At 67.2% G+C, this 17648-nt stretch carries 16 protein-coding genes; 7 read left to right on the top strand and 9 right to left on the bottom strand.

Annotation, left to right across the window (positions count from 1 at the left end):
• The first annotated feature begins 26 nt into the window (after nt 1–26).
• From serB to CHINAEXTREME_RS05540, 3 genes are all read left to right on the top strand, one after another.
• Nucleotides 27–671 (top strand): phosphoserine phosphatase SerB, encoded by a 645-nt coding sequence (gene serB / locus CHINAEXTREME_RS05530; protein ID WP_007141485.1) that lies wholly within the window; start codon nt 27–29, stop codon nt 669–671.
• 315 nt (nt 672–986) lie between these two features.
• Nucleotides 987–1367: a hypothetical protein gene (locus tag CHINAEXTREME_RS05535; RefSeq protein ID WP_007141486.1), complete on the top strand. Its 381-nt coding sequence runs from the start codon at nt 987–989 to the stop codon at nt 1365–1367.
• Nucleotides 1368–1499: 132 nt separating this feature from the next.
• Nucleotides 1500–2687 carry a hypothetical protein gene (locus CHINAEXTREME_RS05540; protein ID WP_152423892.1) on the top strand — a complete coding sequence of 396 codons (1188 nt, stop codon included), beginning with the start codon at nt 1500–1502 and terminating at the stop codon, nt 2685–2687.
• Nucleotides 2688–2764: 77 nt separating this feature from the next.
• Here the strand turns inward: CHINAEXTREME_RS05540 and metX are convergent, their stop codons facing one another.
• Nucleotides 2765–3964, bottom strand: coding sequence for a homoserine O-acetyltransferase MetX (metX, locus tag CHINAEXTREME_RS05545; protein ID WP_007141488.1), 1200 nt, complete (start codon nt 3962–3964; stop codon nt 2765–2767).
• 1 nt (nt 3965) lies between these two features.
• Nucleotides 3966–5387 (bottom strand): O-acetylhomoserine aminocarboxypropyltransferase/cysteine synthase family protein, encoded by a 1422-nt coding sequence (locus tag CHINAEXTREME_RS05550; RefSeq protein ID WP_007141489.1) that lies wholly within the window; start codon nt 5385–5387, stop codon nt 3966–3968.
• Between the two features lie 129 nt (nt 5388–5516).
• On the opposite strand from CHINAEXTREME_RS05550, the gene CHINAEXTREME_RS05555 reads away from it, so the two are divergent.
• Entirely contained in the window at nt 5517–6824 is a 1308-nt protein-coding gene (locus tag CHINAEXTREME_RS05555) for a glycosyltransferase family 87 protein (RefSeq protein WP_007141490.1), read from the top strand.
• 27 nt (nt 6825–6851) lie between these two features.
• Here CHINAEXTREME_RS05555 and CHINAEXTREME_RS05560 read toward each other — a convergent pair whose 3' ends face one another.
• Together CHINAEXTREME_RS05560 and CHINAEXTREME_RS05565 are read right to left on the bottom strand one after the other, a co-directional pair.
• The gene (locus CHINAEXTREME_RS05560) at nt 6852–8348 is read right to left on the bottom strand and encodes a TrkH family potassium uptake protein (protein WP_029601406.1); all 1497 of its coding nucleotides are present in this window, start codon (nt 8346–8348) and stop codon (nt 6852–6854) included.
• Between the two features lie 233 nt (nt 8349–8581).
• Nucleotides 8582–8851 carry a hypothetical protein gene (locus CHINAEXTREME_RS05565; RefSeq protein WP_007141492.1) on the bottom strand — a complete coding sequence of 90 codons (270 nt, stop codon included), beginning with the start codon at nt 8849–8851 and terminating at the stop codon, nt 8582–8584.
• 269 nt (nt 8852–9120) lie between these two features.
• On the opposite strand from CHINAEXTREME_RS05565, the gene hisB reads away from it, so the two are divergent.
• Nucleotides 9121–9714, top strand: a complete 594-nt coding sequence (hisB, locus tag CHINAEXTREME_RS05570; protein ID WP_029601405.1) for an imidazoleglycerol-phosphate dehydratase HisB — start codon at nt 9121–9123, stop codon at nt 9712–9714.
• Here the strand turns inward: hisB and CHINAEXTREME_RS05575 are convergent.
• Complete coding sequence (locus CHINAEXTREME_RS05575) at nt 9711–11045, bottom strand: glycosyltransferase (protein ID WP_007141494.1); 1335 nt, start codon at nt 11043–11045, stop codon at nt 9711–9713. The two genes, hisB and CHINAEXTREME_RS05575, sit on opposite strands and share 4 nt — an antisense overlap.
• A gap of 100 nt (nt 11046–11145) precedes the next feature.
• Nucleotides 11146–12027 (bottom strand): hypothetical protein, encoded by an 882-nt coding sequence (locus CHINAEXTREME_RS05580; RefSeq protein WP_007141495.1) that lies wholly within the window; start codon nt 12025–12027, stop codon nt 11146–11148.
• Nucleotides 12028–12179: 152 nt separating this feature from the next.
• Between CHINAEXTREME_RS05580 and CHINAEXTREME_RS05585 the strand changes: the two genes are divergently transcribed.
• The gene (locus CHINAEXTREME_RS05585; RefSeq protein WP_007141496.1) at nt 12180–12683 is read left to right on the top strand and encodes a hypothetical protein; all 504 of its coding nucleotides are present in this window, start codon (nt 12180–12182) and stop codon (nt 12681–12683) included.
• Nucleotide 12684: 1 nt separating this feature from the next.
• Here the strand turns inward: CHINAEXTREME_RS05585 and CHINAEXTREME_RS05590 are convergent, their stop codons facing one another.
• The gene (locus tag CHINAEXTREME_RS05590; protein ID WP_007141497.1) at nt 12685–13125 is read right to left on the bottom strand and encodes a DUF7522 family protein; all 441 of its coding nucleotides are present in this window, start codon (nt 13123–13125) and stop codon (nt 12685–12687) included.
• A gap of 162 nt (nt 13126–13287) precedes the next feature.
• Here CHINAEXTREME_RS05590 and CHINAEXTREME_RS05595 point away from each other — a divergent pair, with 162 nt between their 5' ends.
• Nucleotides 13288–13920 (top strand): IMPACT family protein, encoded by a 633-nt coding sequence (locus CHINAEXTREME_RS05595; protein ID WP_007141498.1) that lies wholly within the window; start codon nt 13288–13290, stop codon nt 13918–13920.
• A gap of 70 nt (nt 13921–13990) precedes the next feature.
• Here CHINAEXTREME_RS05595 and CHINAEXTREME_RS05600 read toward each other — a convergent pair whose 3' ends face one another.
• Together CHINAEXTREME_RS05600 and CHINAEXTREME_RS05605 are read right to left on the bottom strand one after the other, a co-directional pair.
• The gene (locus CHINAEXTREME_RS05600) at nt 13991–14839 is read right to left on the bottom strand and encodes a hypothetical protein (RefSeq protein WP_007141499.1); all 849 of its coding nucleotides are present in this window, start codon (nt 14837–14839) and stop codon (nt 13991–13993) included.
• A 69-nt stretch (nt 14840–14908) separates the two neighbouring features.
• Entirely contained in the window at nt 14909–17638 is a 2730-nt protein-coding gene (locus tag CHINAEXTREME_RS05605) for a TRAP transporter permease (protein ID WP_007141500.1), read from the bottom strand.
• Between the last annotated feature and the right edge of the window lie 10 nt (nt 17639–17648).

The following is a 17648-nucleotide window of genomic DNA, read 5'->3' on the forward strand; positions in this document are numbered from 1 at the left end:
TATCCCGTCGCTCACAACCTCCGACGATGACAGTCGTCGCCTTCGACTTCGACGGGACGCTTTCCGACTCCGAGATGACCGTCCTGCTCGGCGAGCGCCGCGGCGTCGCCGACGACATGGCCGCGATCACCGAGCGCGCGATGAACGACGAGATCGGCTACGCCGAGAGCCTGCGGGAACGCGCGGCCCTGCTCGAGGGGCTGCCGGCCGAGGACGCCCGGACAGCCTTCGACGAGGTCGAACTCCGCGAGGGGGCGGCCGACCTCGTCGCCGACCTGAACGACGCGGGCGTCACCACGGCGATCCTGACCGGCGGGTTCGAACGCGGCGTCGCGGCCGCGCTCGAGCGTGAGGGCGCGTCGGTCGACCACATCGTCTCGAACCGACTCCCGATGGAGGACGGGCGGCTCACCGGCGAGGTCGAGGGCCCGCTAATCGAGGGCACCAAGGACGACGCGCTCGAAGAACTGGCCGCCGACGTCGGCGTCGACCTCGCCGACACCGTCGCGGTCGGCGACGGGGCCAACGACCTGCCGATGCTCGAGGTTGCGGGCCTCTCGATCGGGTTCGAACCGAAGCCAGCCGTCGAACCCGCCTGCGACGTCGTCGTGAACTCCATGGACGAAGCCCGCGGGACGCTCGTCGAGGAGGGCGTCCTCGCGGACGACTAACCGATCGCTGAACGACGGCACGACCGCTCTCCTACTACTGACAGTACGACGTGAAGCCGATCGTTCCCCTGGAGTAGCCGCCAACGGTGACGACGCCGAATTCACGATCGACTTCGTATCGACTTCTGTCCGACAGTATAATCGCTGATTAGCCACGTTCCTCGATCGGCAATAGCCTCGAACCAGCCAGGTTCCCGGTTCTCCCGGCGCGCTCTGGTCACCCGTCCGAACGGTCTTCTCGAGGGAATTGTCCGGTCTAACTGCCGATTTCGCGATCGGGCAAGTTATTAACTCGAGACCGAGTAAGTAGTTTTGATGATGTGGCAAGACCTCGTGTTCCTGATCGGGAGCAGTCTCTCAGTGGTATTTCTGGCACCGACGCTTCGTGACTCGGACGCCTGCGTTCCGCTCGGAACGAGCGTCCCGTCGATGACGATCGGGTACGTCTACTCTCTGACGTTCGCGAGCCTCGGTATGACCTTCTCGGCGACGGGTTCGTTCACCGCCGGATCGATGTGGGCGCTGATCGCACTCTTTCGATCCCCCGGTGCACAGTCCTGGATGCTCACCCGGCGCGAGGAGATGGCCCTCTTCGTTCTGGATACCGCCCGCTGGGCGAAGCGACGTGCGACCGGTTCGGACTCGCTCGACCAGTACGAGATCGATCGCCCGGTCTACGACCAGGCGGCCGACTGATTCGATCGATCTTCGACGCTCTCGCTTTTCCCGCTCGAGTGGGTTCCTGACCGCTGTTCTTCCCTCGTATTGGGCGTATGAAAATATCATCGGCGAATAGATTTATTGTTACTTGTTCACCAGTACCGCTGTATGTCACGGTTGGCTACGGTCGGAAAGGTACTCATTATCGGGGGATTGCTCGCACTGGTTTTCGGCACTACCGCAGGGGGTGTCGGCAGCCCTGAAGCCGCTTCGTTGCTCGTTTTCGGGGCGTTGCTGGTCGGACTGAGTCGGTTCGACGTTTCGTTGCCCGGCGTGAAGAGCCAACTCGCGCTCGACCGTCAGGACGTCGTCGCGTCGACGGACTGGTCGCGCATCGGGAAGTACACGCTCCGGAGCTCGTTCGGGAGCGCACTCGCCGTGTCCGGCGGCGTGCTGTTCGTCCTCTCGCTCGCCTTACAGGAGTTCTCACAGGCGGGCCTGTGGGCGACCGTCGCGGCGGCCGGGGTCGTCGTACAGGCCGTTTCCTGGCGGTTCGCCCACGAGATCGCGGCCGATCGAACGCACACGATATCGGTTCGGGCGCCGGACGTGTTCTCTCTGCACTCGTTTCACATCGCGGTCCGACAGCGAGCCGAGGATCTGGGGTATCGGATCGTCACGAACGCGTCGCCGGCCGAAAGCGGGTCGCAGTCGCCGATCGACGACGACGTACTCCACGCCAGGGGCGGATTCAAGGCCCGAAAGCGTCCGATCGAGGACGCGAAGCCGCTCGCGTCGGAACTCAACGATCCCTACGCCGAACGGCTCCTGACGGTGACGACGCTCGGCGTCTTCGCGCTCTCGCTCGGAATTCTCGTGTTCTCCGTCGGCGACGAACTGGCCGAGAGCCTGCCGATCCTCGGGATTCCGCTCGCCCTGTTCGGGGTCGCGGTGATCGCCTACGACTACGTCACCCGTACTCGAGAGTGGGGCGAACTCTACTGCGTCGAGGAAGGGACGGCCTACGCCACGCGGACGAACGAGTACGCCGACGACGTCCTCGAGGGCGTCGAGTACAGCGTCGATCCGTCGGTCTCCTCGCCGGCGACCGGCGCGGTCCTCTCCGTGACCGTCGGCGCGAAGTGCACCTCCCTCTACGACGAGGACCGACTCGAGTCGGACTTCGAGGAACTGGCCGAGGCAGTCGAAACCGCGGCCGCGGAGTTCCAGTCGAACGCGCTCGGCGAGAGCGCAGACGAGGGACCGACGGTGCTCACGCACACGGAACCGGGGACCGGCGGCCGGAGCGGGGAGACGGAGCCCGATTCCGACTCCGCAGCCGTCGGTCAGGAGTGAGGTCGCGCGAACGGGAGCAGTAGAGTCGTAGGTCGTTTTTCCCGTTTCGCGTCGGTTCCGCGTTCTCGAGGCTCGCCTCAGGCGGAAAACAGGCTCGCGTGTACCGGCGCGAAGTCGTCTTCGTCGGGGTCGTCCGTGTCGACGATCGCTCGGGCCGACAGCCCCTCCTCGAGCAGGCCCGACAGCGGCGGGCCGACCTTCTCGGGTTCGACCAGGAAGGCGTCGTGGCCGTGGTCGGAGTCGACGACGTGGTGGGCGACGTCGACGCTCGCCTCGCGGGCGGCCTCGGCCAGTGATTCGGACTGTTCGACGGTGAAGTGCCAGTCGCCGGTAAAGGAGAGCATCAGGAGTTCCCCCTCGAAGGCTGCGAGCGCGTCCGCGTCGTCCTCGTACCCCGCAGAGAGATCGAAGTCGTCCATCGCGCGGGTCAGGTAGAGGTAGCTGTTGGCGTCGAACCGGTCGACGAACTTCTCGGCCTGGTAGTCGAGGTAGGACTCGACCTCCCGATACGGAAAGAACGCGGCCGCGGGATCCGGCGGCTCCTCGCGGACGGTCTCGCGACCCGCCGATCGGCGGCCGAACTTCCGGGCCATCGACGCCTTCGAGAGGTACATGATGTGGCCGATCTGGCGGGCGCGGGCGAGGCCGTCCTCCGGCTCCGGGCCACCGTAGTAGTGGCCGCCCGCCCAGTTCGGATCGCTGGTAATGGCTCGTCGGGCGACGGTATCGAGCGCGAGACACTGCGCGTCGAGCCTGGCGGCGGCGGCCACGACGGCGGCGCGCTCGAGGTCGTCGGGGTAGCGCCGGAGCCAGTCCAGGACGTTCATCCCGCCGACGCTGCCCCCGACGACGGCGTGCAGTCGGCCGACGCCGAGTTCGTCCAGCAGTTCGCGCTGGGCGCGGGTCCAGTCGCCGACCGTAACCGGTGGGAAGTCGGTGCCGTAGGGCTCGCCGGTCTCGGGGTTCTCGCTTGCGGGTCCGGTCGTCCCGTAACAGGAGCCCGGCACGTTTGCACAGACGACGTAGTACTCGGTGGTGTCGATCGCCTTCCCGGGGCCGACGACGTCGCCCCACCACGCGCGGGCCTGTCCCGCGGTGTCGTCGTCGGCGTCCGGCCGGCGGGCGACGTGGGAACTTCCGGTCAGGGCGTGACAGATCAGCACGGCATTGTCACCCGTGAAGTCGCCGTACGTCTCGTAGGCTACCTCGAGCGACGGGATCGATTCGCCCGAGCGGAACTCGAACTCGCCGAGGTCGACCGTGTCTCTGGCGGTCACGTTACTCCCCCTCCTCGCTCGGACGTGTTGACGGTTCTGGATCGGCGCTTGCCCCGCTCGCCCGCGTCGCCCGCGTCGCCCGCGTCGCCCGATCGATCGCCTGCTCGAGATCCGCCAGGATGTCCTCGGGGTCCTCGATTCCCACCGACAGCCGGACGAGGTCGGGCGTGACGCCCGCCTCCTTCTGTTCTTCGGGCGATAGCTGGCCGTGGGTCGTGCTCGCGGGGTGGGTGACCAGCGTCTTCGCGTCGCCGATGTTCGCGAGGAACGAAGCCAGTTCCACGCTCTCGCAGAACGTCTTCCCCGCCTCATAGCCGCCGCGGGCGGCCGTCTCCCCGTCCCCGGCGCCGGTTTCGAGCCCGAACGCGATCATCCCGCCGAAGTCCTCGAGGTATCGGGCGGCGTTGTCGTGAGTCGGGTGGCTCTCGAGTCCGGGGTAGGTGACCCAGGCGACGTCCTCGTGGTCCGCGAGGTACTCGGCGACGATTGCCGCGTTCTCGCAGTGTCTTTCGACGCGCAGCGGCAGCGACTCGAGTCCCTGCAGCGTCTGCCAGGCGTCGAACGGGGACTGCTGGTTGCCGAGCGTCCGCAGCGACCGGTATCGGGCCGCGGCCGCGAACGGGGCCTCCGGGAAGTCCCGCGAGAAGTCGACGTCGGGGTAGGCGTGGTTCTGTCCGGCGAGTTCGTCGTAGCCGTGTTCGCCCCAGGGGAACGACCCGCCGTCGACTAAGACGCCGCCGATCGTCGTCCCGGAGCCGTGGAGCCACTTGGTCGTCGACTCCCAGACGACGTCGGCCCCGTGCTCGAGCGGGCGACAGAGCGCCGGCGTCGCGAAGGTGTTGTCGACCACGAGCGGGACGCCGTGATCGTGGGCGAGGTCGGCGAGGCGTTCGAAATCGGGGGTGACGAGCGACGGGTTGCCGATCGTCTCGACGTGGACGAACGCGGTGTCCCCGTCGATCGCTGCCTCGTAGGCGTCGTACTCGAGGGTGGGCACGAACCGGGGCTCGATGTCCCGCCGTGTCGCGGTCGTCGAGAGGTAGGTCGTCGTCCCGCCGTAGGTGTCGGTCGAACAGACGACGTTGTCGCCGGCCGTCGCGAGGAGCAGCGTCGCCGCGTCCAGCGCTGCCATTCCGCTGCCCGTCGCGACCGCGCCTGCCCCGCCCTCGAGCGTCGCGAGGCGTTTCTCGAGTGTCCGAACCGTCGGGTTCGCGATCCGGGAGTAGATGTAGCCGTCGTCCTCGAGGGCATATCGCGCGGCGGCCGTGTCGGCGTCCTCGAAGACGTAGGAGGTGGTCTGGTGGATCGGTGTCGCTCGCGCGCCGGTCGCCGGATCCGGTCCCTGACCGGCGTGTACGCTCCGTGTCCCGAACCCTCGGCTGGTCGGGTCGGCGTCGTCCCCGTCGCTCGCGTCGTCGCTCATGTTTAGTACGCATACTCCTACACGTGTATATGCGTCGTAGTAACGGCAAAATCCGCTGACCATGGGTTCGACTGGCAAGGGCCCGGTTCCGATCGCTACACTGAAACTCCGTCCGCGTAACCCTCATGCGTGTCGCGACCCCCCGAACCGTCCGACGCCGCGGACGCGTCAGATGCCGACGCCGAGCGAGAGTCGGACCGCTCGAGGCCGACAGCGGGGGCTCGAGCCGTCCTCGCGAGCGGCATCCTGCTCGGAGTCGTCATGCTCGCCGTCCTCCTGACCGACCGCCGGCACATGCTCGCGGCCAACTTCGAGGTCTACCGGGTCGCCGCCGAAACGGCCCTCGCCGGCGGGAACTTCTACGACGTCGCGCCCGAACGGTTCCCCGAGTTCTACTACCTCTACCCGCCGATCACGATCGTCCCGTTCCTCCCGTTCGCCGCGGTCGGCCGGTGGTCCGGCTTCCTCGTTCACACCGCCCTGGAGATCGCGCTCGCGCTCTCCCTGGCGGCACTGATCGCTCGCTGGATCGAGCGCCACCGCCCGCTCGCCGCGCTCGACCGCGCGCTGATCGCGGGGTTCGTCGTCGCGTCGATCCACTCCGTGCCCTCGCTCGTGTACGGGCAGGTCAATCTCCGGATGGCGCTGTCGGTCGGCGTCGGCCTGTTCCTGCTCGAGCGGGCTGTCGCCGACGATGACTCGCGACTCGAGGGGGTCGCCGGCGTCGCGCTCGGAGCCGCGGCGCTGCTGAAGGTCTTCCCGGCCGCCGTCGGCGTCTGGCTCCTCCGCCTGCGAGCGTGGCGGGCGGTGGGAGCTGCGACCGCGACCGGCCTGGGCGGCCTCGCGCTGGGTGCTGTGGCCTTCGGTCTCGACCGCACCCGGACGTTCTTCTTCGAGGCCCTGCTCCCCCGGAGCGACGGCGAGGCGTTCGTCGGTGGCCTCGACCCGGTCGCGCCATACGTGACCGTTCGGCGGCCGCTGTCCGTCCTCGTCGACCTCGAGCCGACGGCGCTGTCGGCGGTCGCCGCCATCGGTTTGCTCGTCCCGCTCGGGTTCGTCTACGCTGGTCCGCTCGAGACGCCGGTCGATCGGCTCGTGGCCGCGCACGCGACCGTGCTCGCGGTCTTCGTCTTCTTCCCGTCGTTCCCACTGTACTACGTGATCGCGTTCGCGACGCTGCTCCCGCTGCTGTACCTGCTCGAGGACCCCGCCGTTCGGGGCCTGTTCCTCGGCGGCGCGGGGCTCGCGAACCTGGCGATCACGGCCGGGACGCTCGAGGACGTCGCGGCCGCGACACCGCCGGCGGTGGGGGAACCGCTGCTGGCGATCGGGACGCCGATACTGACGCTCGCAACGCCGATGCTCGTCGGCTGTCTGCTGATGCTCGCAGGGTGTATACTGTATCGGTTCCGGCGGAGCGGTCGATCGCCCGAGTAACTGTCCGTCGCTCGAGGCCGGGGCCGCTCACGACCGCCAGAACGCGGGCGTCAACAGGACGAGCACGGGGATGATCTCGATGCGACCGATCCACATCATGACGATCATGATCGAGCGGGTCGTCGTCGGGAACCCGTGGTAGTTGTCCATCGGTCCGGCCATCCCGAACGCCGGGCCGATGTTGAGGAAGATCGAGGCCGCCGCGCTCAGCGCCTCGAACTCGGTGACCGCGGTCCCCGAACGGGCCGCGTCGACGACGATAACGACCGTCAGCAGGAAGAAGATGACGATGGCCAGCAGGACGTAGTTGAAGATGTCGTTGATCGTCTCCTCGTCGACGACCTCGCTGCCCAGCCGCAGCGGCCGGACCGCGTCGGGATGGACCGACGTGAAGAGGTTCCGTCGAAACGTCTTCAGGACGACCAGCCAGCGCAGCGACTTGATCGAACAGGTCGTGCTCCCGGCCATCCCACCGAGGAACATACACAGGAACAGCGCGTGTTTCGCACCCGGGGTCCAGACGTTGAAATCGGTCGAGGCGTACCCGGTCGTCGTGATCATCGAAACCACGTTGAACAGCCCGTGGCGGACCGTTTCCTCGAGATTCCTTCCGATATCGGGATCGAACCAGAGGATCCCGACGACCACCGCGCCGAAGAACGCGATCGTCCCCAGATAGAACCGGAACTCCTCCGACTCGAGCGGGCGCTGGAACTCCCCCTGCGTGAGATAGTACAGCAACACGAAGTTCGTCGAGCCGACGATCATGAACGGGATGATCGCCCACTGGACGATCGGCGTGAACGCCCCGACACTCTCACCTTCCGGCGAGAATCCGGCGGTGGCGACGCTGGTCAACGCGTGTGAGACGGCATTGAAGAGGTTCATCTGTGGTGCCAAACCGAGCAGATGGAGTCCGTAGAGGACGGCGACCGCAAGCAGCGTGAGACCGACGTACAGCCCCCAGATCAGCCGTGCCGTCTCGGAGATCTGGGGGCGGAGCTTCCGGACGTTCTGGGTCTGGGACTCGGTCTCCATCAGCTGGGCACCCCCGACCATCAGGTGCGAGAGCAAACCGATGGCGACGATCAGGATCCCCAATCCGCCGAGCCACTGGAGGAGCTGTCGCCACAGCAGTATCGACCGGTCGTGGATCGTAAAGTCCTCGAGGACGGTCGCGCCGGTGGTCGTCAGCCCGCTCATGCTCTCGAAGAGCGCGTCGACCGGGTGGGCGATCGTTCCCGTGCCCGCGACGAAAAACGGAACGGCTCCGACGACGGCGACGCCGAGCCAGGTGAGCGCGACCATCAGGAACGACTCGCGCTGGCCGAGGTCACGGTCCGCTTTCAGCTGCTCGAGGGCGGTCCCGACGACGACCGTGATGGCGATGGCGACGAGGAACGGACGTGGATCGTCGCCGTCGAGCAATGCGAGACCCAGCGGGGCTGCGAGTGGCACGGCCAGCCACCGCAGCACGGTGCCCGTGAGGCTACAACTCGAGCGCCAGTCGACGCGAATCCTCATCGACTGTCCTGTCCTGTGAGGGGGAGACCCATAACAGATACGGTAACGACACCGGTTACGGAGGCAAACTGCAAGCTACCGGGTGTCGGGTGTCGGCCACGGGAAGAAGCGTGTCGAGGAGCGAGACGGACCGGTGGAGGGCGCATCCGGGCGATGGTCCGATCCGGCGGTTAGAGCTCATGGGCTCATGGGCTCATGGGCTCATGGGCTCATGGGCTCATGGGCTCATGACTTCACGACTGGTTGTAACCGTGTCCGAGGTACAGCGCGAGGACGTTGAGACCGAGCAACAGCAGGAAGGTCAGCGTCACGCTCGGGTCACCCAGTCCCTGCGCGAGCAGCGGGACGTGAACGAACGGGAGGGCGATGGCGACCCAGAACGAGAGGAACTGTGCGGGGCCTTTCAGCGAGCGGACGATACGGCGGCGTCGGTCGTGCTGGCGGTCCGTCTCAGGGCCGGACGGACCGATCGATTCGTTCGAAAGCGGGGAGGGGTTCGACATCGGGATCACCTCTTCTCGATCACGATATTCATCCTGGGGAGGATATAAGGGGGTGAATATTGACTCGGTTTCGGTCCGTTTCACGTCATTAGCCGCTGGCCAACGTCGTTTCGTGGTGACTTTAGAACGTCGTTAAAATTTTATAGAGCGATCTGCGGGCGTTTTCCGGTTTCGTCGTCGCTATCGGGTCAGGAGGGGCGAAGTCGGGAGCGGTGCCCGCCACCGGAGCGAGCGCAACCGCCTTGTACCGCGGGTCCGATCGGTTCGACATGAGCGACCACGATCGCACCGCGACCGTCACCCGCGAGACCGCCGAGACGGCGATCGACTGTACCGTGACGATCGACGGCTCCGGCGACGCCGACGTCGAGACCGGGATCGGTTTCTTCGATCACATGCTCGAGTCGTTCGCCAAACACGGCCTGTTCGACCTCGAGGTCGATTGTGACGGCGACCTCGAGATCGACGACCACCACACGGTCGAGGACGTGGCGATCGTCCTCGGGGAGGCGTTCGACGAGGCGCTGGGCGACCGTACGGGGATCGTCCGGTACGCCGACCGGCGGGTTCCCCTCGACGAGGCCGTCGCGGGTGCAGTGGTGGACGTCAGCGGGCGGCCCCGGTTCTACTTCGACGGGACGTTCTCACAGGCGTCGATCGGCGGGTTCACGAGTGACATGGCGCGTCACTTCGCCGAAACGCTCGCGATGAACGCCGGCCTGACGTTACACCTCGAGGTGACGGGCGAGAACGCCCACCACGAGGTGGAGGCGCTGTTCAAGACGCTGGCTCGGACGGTAGACGATGCGACGCGGCTCGACGAGCGCCGGGAGGACACGCCGAGTACGAAGGGAGCGCTCTAGTCGAGCGGGCGGGCTCTCTCCCCTTCCTGTTCCTGTTCCTCGTCCCCGTTCTCGACCTCGACCTCGACCTCGACTTCGGCCTCGGCCTCGCTCTCGACGTCCTCCCCGGTTTCGCTCGCCTGCAGGCCCTCGCCGACGAGCGACTCGGTTCCATCGTGTGCCCGAATGTCTCCCCGCTCGAGGGCCGGATTGACCGTTTCGACCGTCTCGGGCGGTACCTTCTCGGTCACCCGGAACTCGGAGACGGGCGAGACGATGCCCCAGGCCGCGCCGGCCGCGTGGAGCACGACGGCCAGCGGCGTCGCGAGGAGAAACGCCGGCCACAGGTACGGCTCGAGTCGGTAGGCCCGGATTCCGAACCACATGAACACGACGAGCACGACCGCAAGCGCCGCCGAAATCCCGCCGAACGCTCGAGCGAGCACCCCCAGCGTTCCCGTCTCGACGATGCCGCCGAAAACCCACGCCAGGACGAGCGGGGAACAGGCCCAGACGACCACCCGCGTCCCGTACAGCGGCCGGTACGAGAGCGGGAGGATACCACCGTCCTGGAGCGAACCGGAGATCCAGCGCCGGCGCTGGCGGATCATTGCCGATATCGTGGGCGGGGCCTGGTTCCGGAACCGGGCGTCGACCACCCGAAACGAGAACTCCTCCTCGCGGGCCGCCCGCCAGACGAAGTTCGTATCTTCGGTGACGGTCCCGACGTCCCACCCGATCCGTTCCTCGAGGTCGCGTCGAACCGCGATACCGCCACCCCAGGCGTAGAGGGGATATCGCAGCCGTGGAAACGCGAACTGCTCGAACTGGTAGCCGGTGCGGAACACCTCACAGCAGTAGGTGAGCCACGATCCGGTGTAGATCGGCAGCTCCGTGAACTGGACGACGTCCGCGTCCGGAACGCCGGTGAACTCGGTGACGATGGTGTCCTCGTCGAGGTAGAGGACGTACTCCGTCTCACACTGGAGCGTCTGACTCGCCCATTCGAGCGCTCGTCCCTTGTTCGTCGCCTCGCAGTCGAACTCCTCGGGGACGACGTGTACCGTCGCCCCGTCGACGTCGATCGGCGTTTCGGCGATCACGTGGACGTCGTCGATAGCCGACGGGACCGAATCGACGGTCCCCTGGACCACGCGCTCGCCGTCGACGGTGAGGATCCGGACCTGGACGTCCTCGAGTCCCCACTCGAACCGCTCGTCGTCCGGAGCACGGGAGAGTACGAACACTTCGTACAGCCACCACAGGGCCGAGAGGGCGTACAGCCCGAACAACGTGCCGAGCAGAACGAAGAGCGCGATCGAGAGGGCTGACGAGAGGGTTGCGGTGTTCACCCCGCTTCCTAGAAGCGTTCGGAAGTAGTGTCTTTTCCCCAACGACGATTGTCACGGTGACGATCACGTCCTCATCGAGGAGGTTCTGCCCGACGAAACCTTACGGCCGGCGGAGTTTCCCCCGGTGTTCCTCGAACTCGCCCTGTTCGACCGCGTGATCGACGATCGCCTCGACGTCGTCGCTCTCGAGGTCGTACGCGCCGGCGGCCAGCGCCTCGGCTTCGGACCGTTTCACGGGGAAATCGCGGTTGCGCAGCAGGCGGACCACCTTCGCGTAGGCCTTCGAGGGGCGGGTCGGGGTCGATTCTTCCTCGTTCCCGCCAGACGCCTTCGCTTCCCGGGAGCCGGCTCCCGACCCGGGTTCGGACCCGGAGCTCGACCCGGATTCGGACCCGGTCCCGGCGCTCTCACGCGTCCGGGCTTTCCCGCCGGCGTCGGCTTCGACGCCCGTCTCGGCGTCGGTTCCCGTCGCGGACCGCTCCGGAATCCCGTCGTCACCGAACGTAATCTCTTCCTTGGAACTCGAGTCGGCCGACGTGTCGGGGGTCGCGTCCTCGCTCGAGTCCGTTGTCCCGTCGTCGGCCGACCTCGTCTCGGTGTGGGTCGTCTCGGTCTCGACGGGACGAGCGGCCTCGAGTTCGGGAGGCGAGTCCGACCCGGAGCTGGAGCGGGAGCCGGTGCTCTCCGAGCCAGCGGGGTCGTCGGTACCGCTCGAGTCGCGGTTAGTCCGTGCTCGTTCCGTTTTCGCATCGGTACCGCCCGAGGTCGCGGTCGCGGTCGCAGTCGCGGAGCCGTCCACCCCGCCCGCGGCACGGGCCAGCAGCGGCTCGAGCAGCACCTCGAGGCGGTCCTTGCACTCGGCACAGAGGACGACGCGGCGCTGTTCGTCTTCGGTCGGGGTCGGTTCGAGATCCCGCGGCAGCACCTCGAACGTGCCGGCGGCGTCGGCGTCACAGAAGTCACAGTTCCGGAGTGGTCGCATATCCTCCGGTGATGGCCGTCAAACTAATAAACGTCCGTCAGACGCCCCGTTTCCGTCCCCGCCCCGCCGACCCGGGTCGAAACTCGAGGAACGGGCGCCGCCGGCATCAACCACCGATCATTATACCGTTGCACACGTACACTCGGCAACGAATGTTCGACGAGATCATGGAGAAGTTCGAGGGCTCCCCGAGCCAGCAGGCGGTCATCCGGCTACTGCTCGAGCGGGGCTTCTCCGTCAACGACGACGGGCGGGTCGTCTCCGGCGGCATCGAGATCCCGAACACCGGAATCGCCCGCGAGATCGACGTCGATCGCCGCGTCGTCGACTCCACGACCGACGTCATCCTCGAGGATCCCGAACTGCGGCGCATCTTCCAGAACATCTCGCAGGTGCCCAGCCTGATGGACCTTGCGCCGGTGCTCGATCTGACGGTGCTGTCGATCGCGGTCGACGACCCCGAACGGGAGGGGATCGTCGCCGGTATCACGGGGACACTCGCCGACAACGGGATTTCGATCCGCCAGACGATCAGCGAGGACCCGGAGTTTACCGACGAGCCACGGCTCTACCTGATCACCGACGAGGACCTGCCCGGCGACGTGATCACCGAACTTCGCGACCTCGATTTCGTTCGGAAAATCGAGATCCAGTGAGCTACTCGTCCGAATTCCAGTTCTGGCCGGAGTTCGGCTTCGAGTCCGGGTTCGCCGTCCCTGCGCCCGAGCCCGCGTCTTCGAGCACCGTCATGAGCGTGCTGGTCAGTTCTTCGAACCGCTCGATCGACATCGAATCGGTCGTCACCCAGACGCCGTGGTCGCCGCGGATGACCCGCGTCAGGTAGCCGTTCTCGAACATCCTGATCGTCGCCTCGTAGTCACCGAGTTGGGTGTTCCGGTATGCCGACTGGGCCCGGAAGCCGACACGTTCGTGATCGGCGAAGCCGACCAGGTCGGCGGTACGCTCGAGATCCGACCGCAGATACACCTGTTCGACCTCGTCCTCGGTGAAGTACGTGATGCTCCGGAGTTCGTCCCCGACGGCGGTCCGACAGGCGGACAGCAGTTCGTCCATGAGTTCGTCGTCGACCGCGGACATATTCGTTCGGATATACTGGCGCGAGCGGCAATAGCGTATGGGTGGTTCCACAGCGGCGGGCGACCGACGGGCTCTTTTCGCGTTCCCGTCAACTACCGGTATGTTCGTTTCCGGACTCGAGGCCGGATCGCGGTCGCGGTCGGTGTCGGCAGGTGAGCGGCCGTGACCGATGGCGACACCGACGGTGACGCCGACGCGTACTGGACCGTCGCCGATCCCGCGACCGCCGAGTTCGTCGTCCAGGGATCGGAGTTCCTCGGCCACGTCCGTCCCGTCGACTCCGTCGAGGCCGCCGAGTCGTTCGTCGACGCCGTTCGGGCGGAGTACGACGACGCCACGCACAACGTTCCCGCCTACCGCGTCCGGGCCGACCCCGCGGGCGAACTCCTGCGGGAGTACTCGAGCGACGACGGCGAACCCTCCGGCTCGGCGGGCAAGCCGGCGCTGAACGTCCTTACGCAGCGCGACCTCGAGAACTGCGCGGTCGTCGTGACTCGCTACTACGGCGGGACGAACCTCGGGGTCGGGGGACTGATCCGGGCCTACTCGAAGGCGGTGAAAGACGCGGTCGATGCGGCAGGTGTCGTCGAGGAGCGACCGCACGAGACGGTCACCGTCACGGTCGAGTACGACGATTCCGGCACCGTCCGGGGGGTCCTCGAGAGCGAGGGCTACGAGTTCGAGGCCGACTACGAGGCGGACGTCACCTTCCACGTGCGGGTGCCGATTGCCGAGGCCGAGGGACTTCGGGATCGGTTGCGCAGCGCGACCAGCGGGCGCGCGGACCTCGCCTAGGGAGTAGCCGGTTCGAGAGCCGAGAGACGAGAGACGAAAGAGGAGAGACGATGGGCCCGCTCGCTCACAGTTACCCGATCCTGTCCACGAACCGCTCGCTCGCGGCGAGCACCGCGTCGGGATCCTCGAGGTCGTCGCGGTCGAAGCGAACGTCGAAGAGCCCGCGCTCGAGGACGAGTTCGCCCTCTCGCAGACGGGCGTGATCGACGTCGTCCCAGCGGACGAGGATCGCCGTGTACGGCCGTCGCTTGACCAGCCCGATGTCGTGGACGCGGAGTTCGGGTTCGACACCGGTCCCGGCTGGACGGAGCCGGCCCTCGACGAAACCGCTGACGACCCAGAGGACTCCGAGACCCGCCCAGACGACCGCCCAGAGGCCGTCCCCGCCGAGCGCGTTGATTCCGGCCAGCAGTACCCAGAAAACGAGGAGGGCGGCGTCGAGCACCGGTCGACGCGGCGGCGTCCACCGACAGGTCGCGCGGGGCTCGCCGACGACGGTGTCGACGTATCGCGTCGTTGCGACCGCGGTCAGGGCGAGGGCGGTGACGGCGATCGCGACCCCCGAGAGGAGGGCGACGACGCCCGTGACCTCGGGAAGCCGACCGAGACCCGCGGCGAGGCCGACGGCCGCGAACGGGAGCGCCGGCATGAGGGCCCCGATTCGACGGCGACGGCTACGCCCCAGTCGCTTCGAGAGCGGCGACACGCGCCGTGAGAGAAACAGTCCCGAGACGGTGCCGACGCCGAGCGCGACCCCCGCGAGCGCGAGGACGCGAAACGCGTTCGATCCGTCGGCTGCCGTCGCGATCGTGGCAGCGGCACTCGAGAGGAATACGCCGGCGTAGACGGCGGCGAGTCGGTCGACGACTCCGTCACGGGCTGCGGTGTTGCCGGCATCGGACGGGGAGGGCGAGGCCATCAGCAGCGCGTTCGGGGGCGACGTGGAAATAGCTTGTCACGTCGTGCCGGTCGGGCCGGCGTCGTCCGCTCAGACGTCGCCGGCTGCCGGCGTCGACACGTCCGTGTCGGCGTTCGTGGGACTCTCACGGGACCGGTTCCGGTAGGTGAGTCCGACCAGCAGGGCCAGCCCGATCCCCCGAAGCGAGGCCGTGATCGTGAAGATCGTCAGCGCCGAGGGGATGCCGAGCAGGCCGAGCAGCCCCTCGACGATCAGCAGGGGAATCTCCGGCACCATCAGCAGGATCGAGGCAAGCGAGTAGAGTCCGCGCTCGAGGGAGTCGACGTCGGCGTACTGGTAGCCGATGATCGTCACGCCGAGCGCGTAGACGCCGAGGAACATCCCGACGACTGGGACGAGGACCTCGCTGGTGAAGAACCCGACGTCGGCGACGTCGCTCCAGCCGATGACCTCGCCGTCGCGAACGAGCAGGATGCCCGGCGAGAAGACGAACGCGAACGGGACGAGGATCTTGTTCAGCGAGAGCAGGAACGCGGTCGTCGCCGTCTTGAGTTCCTCGGCCTTCGCGACCCCCGCCGCGGCGAAGGCGGCGACCGCGACCGGCGGGGTGACGTCCGCCATCAGGCCGAAGTAGAGGACGAACAGGTGTGCCGCGAGGACGCCGATGCCGGCGTCGACCAGCGGCGTCTCGAGCATCGCGACCAGGATGATGTACATCGCGGTCGTCGGCATCCCCATCCCGAAGAGGATCGCCGCGATCCCGGTCAGCGTGAGCAGGACGAGCATCGACCCGCCGCTGATCGCGCCGATGAGCGCGGCGAGATTCGGTCCGAGACCAGTGACGCTGATGACTCCCGGCACGATCCCTGCGGCGGCGACGGCGACGACGACGGTCGTCGCGGTCCGTGCGCCCGAGTCCATCGACTTCAGGATGAAGGTGCCAAAGCGGTACGCGGTGTTACTCGACAGTGACGGCCGGTCGACGGCCGACGCCCCCGCCCGAGCCGCCTCGTCGACGTCGTCGTCGAGCTCGAGCAGCGGCGAGTTCGCACTCCGGGTGGCGAGCAGGAACGCGAGGCTGACGAGGATGATGATGGTCCCGAGATCGGAGGCCGTCGCCACGGCGGCCTCGCCGATCGAGTATGGCTCGGCAGCGACGCTGCTTGCGCCGACGGCCGCCCGCACGGCGTCGACGACGCCGGCCCCGGTCGTGACGTAGGCGGCGGCCTGGGCGAGCGAGAGGACGGCGATCGTTCCTACGAGTGGCACTCGCGTGCGCTCGTTGTAGGCGGCGACGACCGCGATGAGCGCGACGATCGAGACGATCGTGTACCAGCCGGCCCGGTTGACCGAGAACCGGGCGATCACCAGGAAGTACAGCAGGAGAACGATCGGTACGAGGTAGAACCAGCCCGTTCGGAGGCTCTCGAGGGCGTCGGGGAGTTCTTCCCGTGAGAGGCCGCCGATCCCGCCACGGGCCGCCTCGAAGTGGACCATGACCCACATCCCGAAGAAGAAGGCGATCGCCGGCAGGGTCGCGGCGATGATCACGTCGGCGAAGGGCGTTCCGGTGAGTTCCATGATCAGGAACGCCGCCGCACCCATTACCGGCGGGAGGATCTGTCCACCCGAGGAGGCTGAGGATTCGACAGCCCCGGCGAACTCGGGCGTGTAGCCCGATCGCTTCATCAGCGGGATCGTGAACGCGCCCGTGGTGACGGTGTTGGCGATCGACGATCCCGAGAGCATCCCCATGAAGCCGCTCGAGACGACGCTGGCCTTCGCGGGGCCGCCTTTCTTGGTCCCGGTCAGCGAGTACGCGAGGTCGATGAACCACTTGCCTGCGCCGCTCATCTCGAGGAAGGCCCCGAAGAGGATGAAGATGTAGATGAAGCGGACGCTGACGGAGACGGGAGTACTCATCACGCCGGCTTCGGTGGTGAACCAGAGGTTGTAGACGATGTTCCCCCAGGATTCGGGCTGGATCGAGAGGACGCCGACGGGCGAGTCCCGCGGGACCAGGTACCCCCAGCGGGCATAGACGATGAACCCGGCGACGAGTCCCATCAACAGGCCGCCCAGCGCACGGCGGGTCGCCTCGAGGACCAGCAGGATGCCGAGCACGCCGACCACGAACGCGTAGGAGGTCTCGTGGAACGGACCCCCGACGGCCGCAAGCCCCGTGACGAGCGTCTCGAGTCCCGGCAGCCACGGGTAGACCTCCTGGACCGGCGGCGTCGAGTGGATGCCGAAGACGGCGGCGTTCCGGATCTGGTCGAAGTTGCCCACGACGTACACCGCCGGGAGCAGGGACAGCACCAGCAGGAGGACGTCCAGCGGCGTGATCCGGTTCAGCGACGGGTCGACCGCGAGCCAGCGTACGACGTCGCCGAGTCGCTCGAGCGCTCGCGTGACCGGGCTGTCGGCACCGAACCGGTCTCGAGCGGCGGGCTCGACCGCGCCGAGCCGGCGGGAAACGGGGCCGTCGCCGCGGGTCGGCGGGTACAGCAGGAACGCGAGCACCAGCGCGAACGTGACGTGGATGGTAAAGACCTGCAGCGGCTGTAGCGAGACGAGACTGACCTCGCCGGCGACCGGGAGGGTGAATTCGAACTGGTAGCCGCGTGCGGCGATCCACATCTGGAACGCCGAGAAGGTAACACCGACCAGGGCGACGAAGATCGCCGTCAGCCCTCGATGGGTGCGGTTACGTTCGACTTCCTGAAGAACGTCCTCGGTTTCTTCCTCGGGGAGTCCGTCGTCCGAGAGCGAGTCCGTATCGCGAGTATCCGTGCTCATGGTACGATAT

The organism is Halobiforma lacisalsi AJ5 (assembly GCF_000226975.2).
GTDB classification, from domain to species: domain Archaea; phylum Halobacteriota; class Halobacteria; order Halobacteriales; family Natrialbaceae; genus Natronobacterium; species Natronobacterium lacisalsi.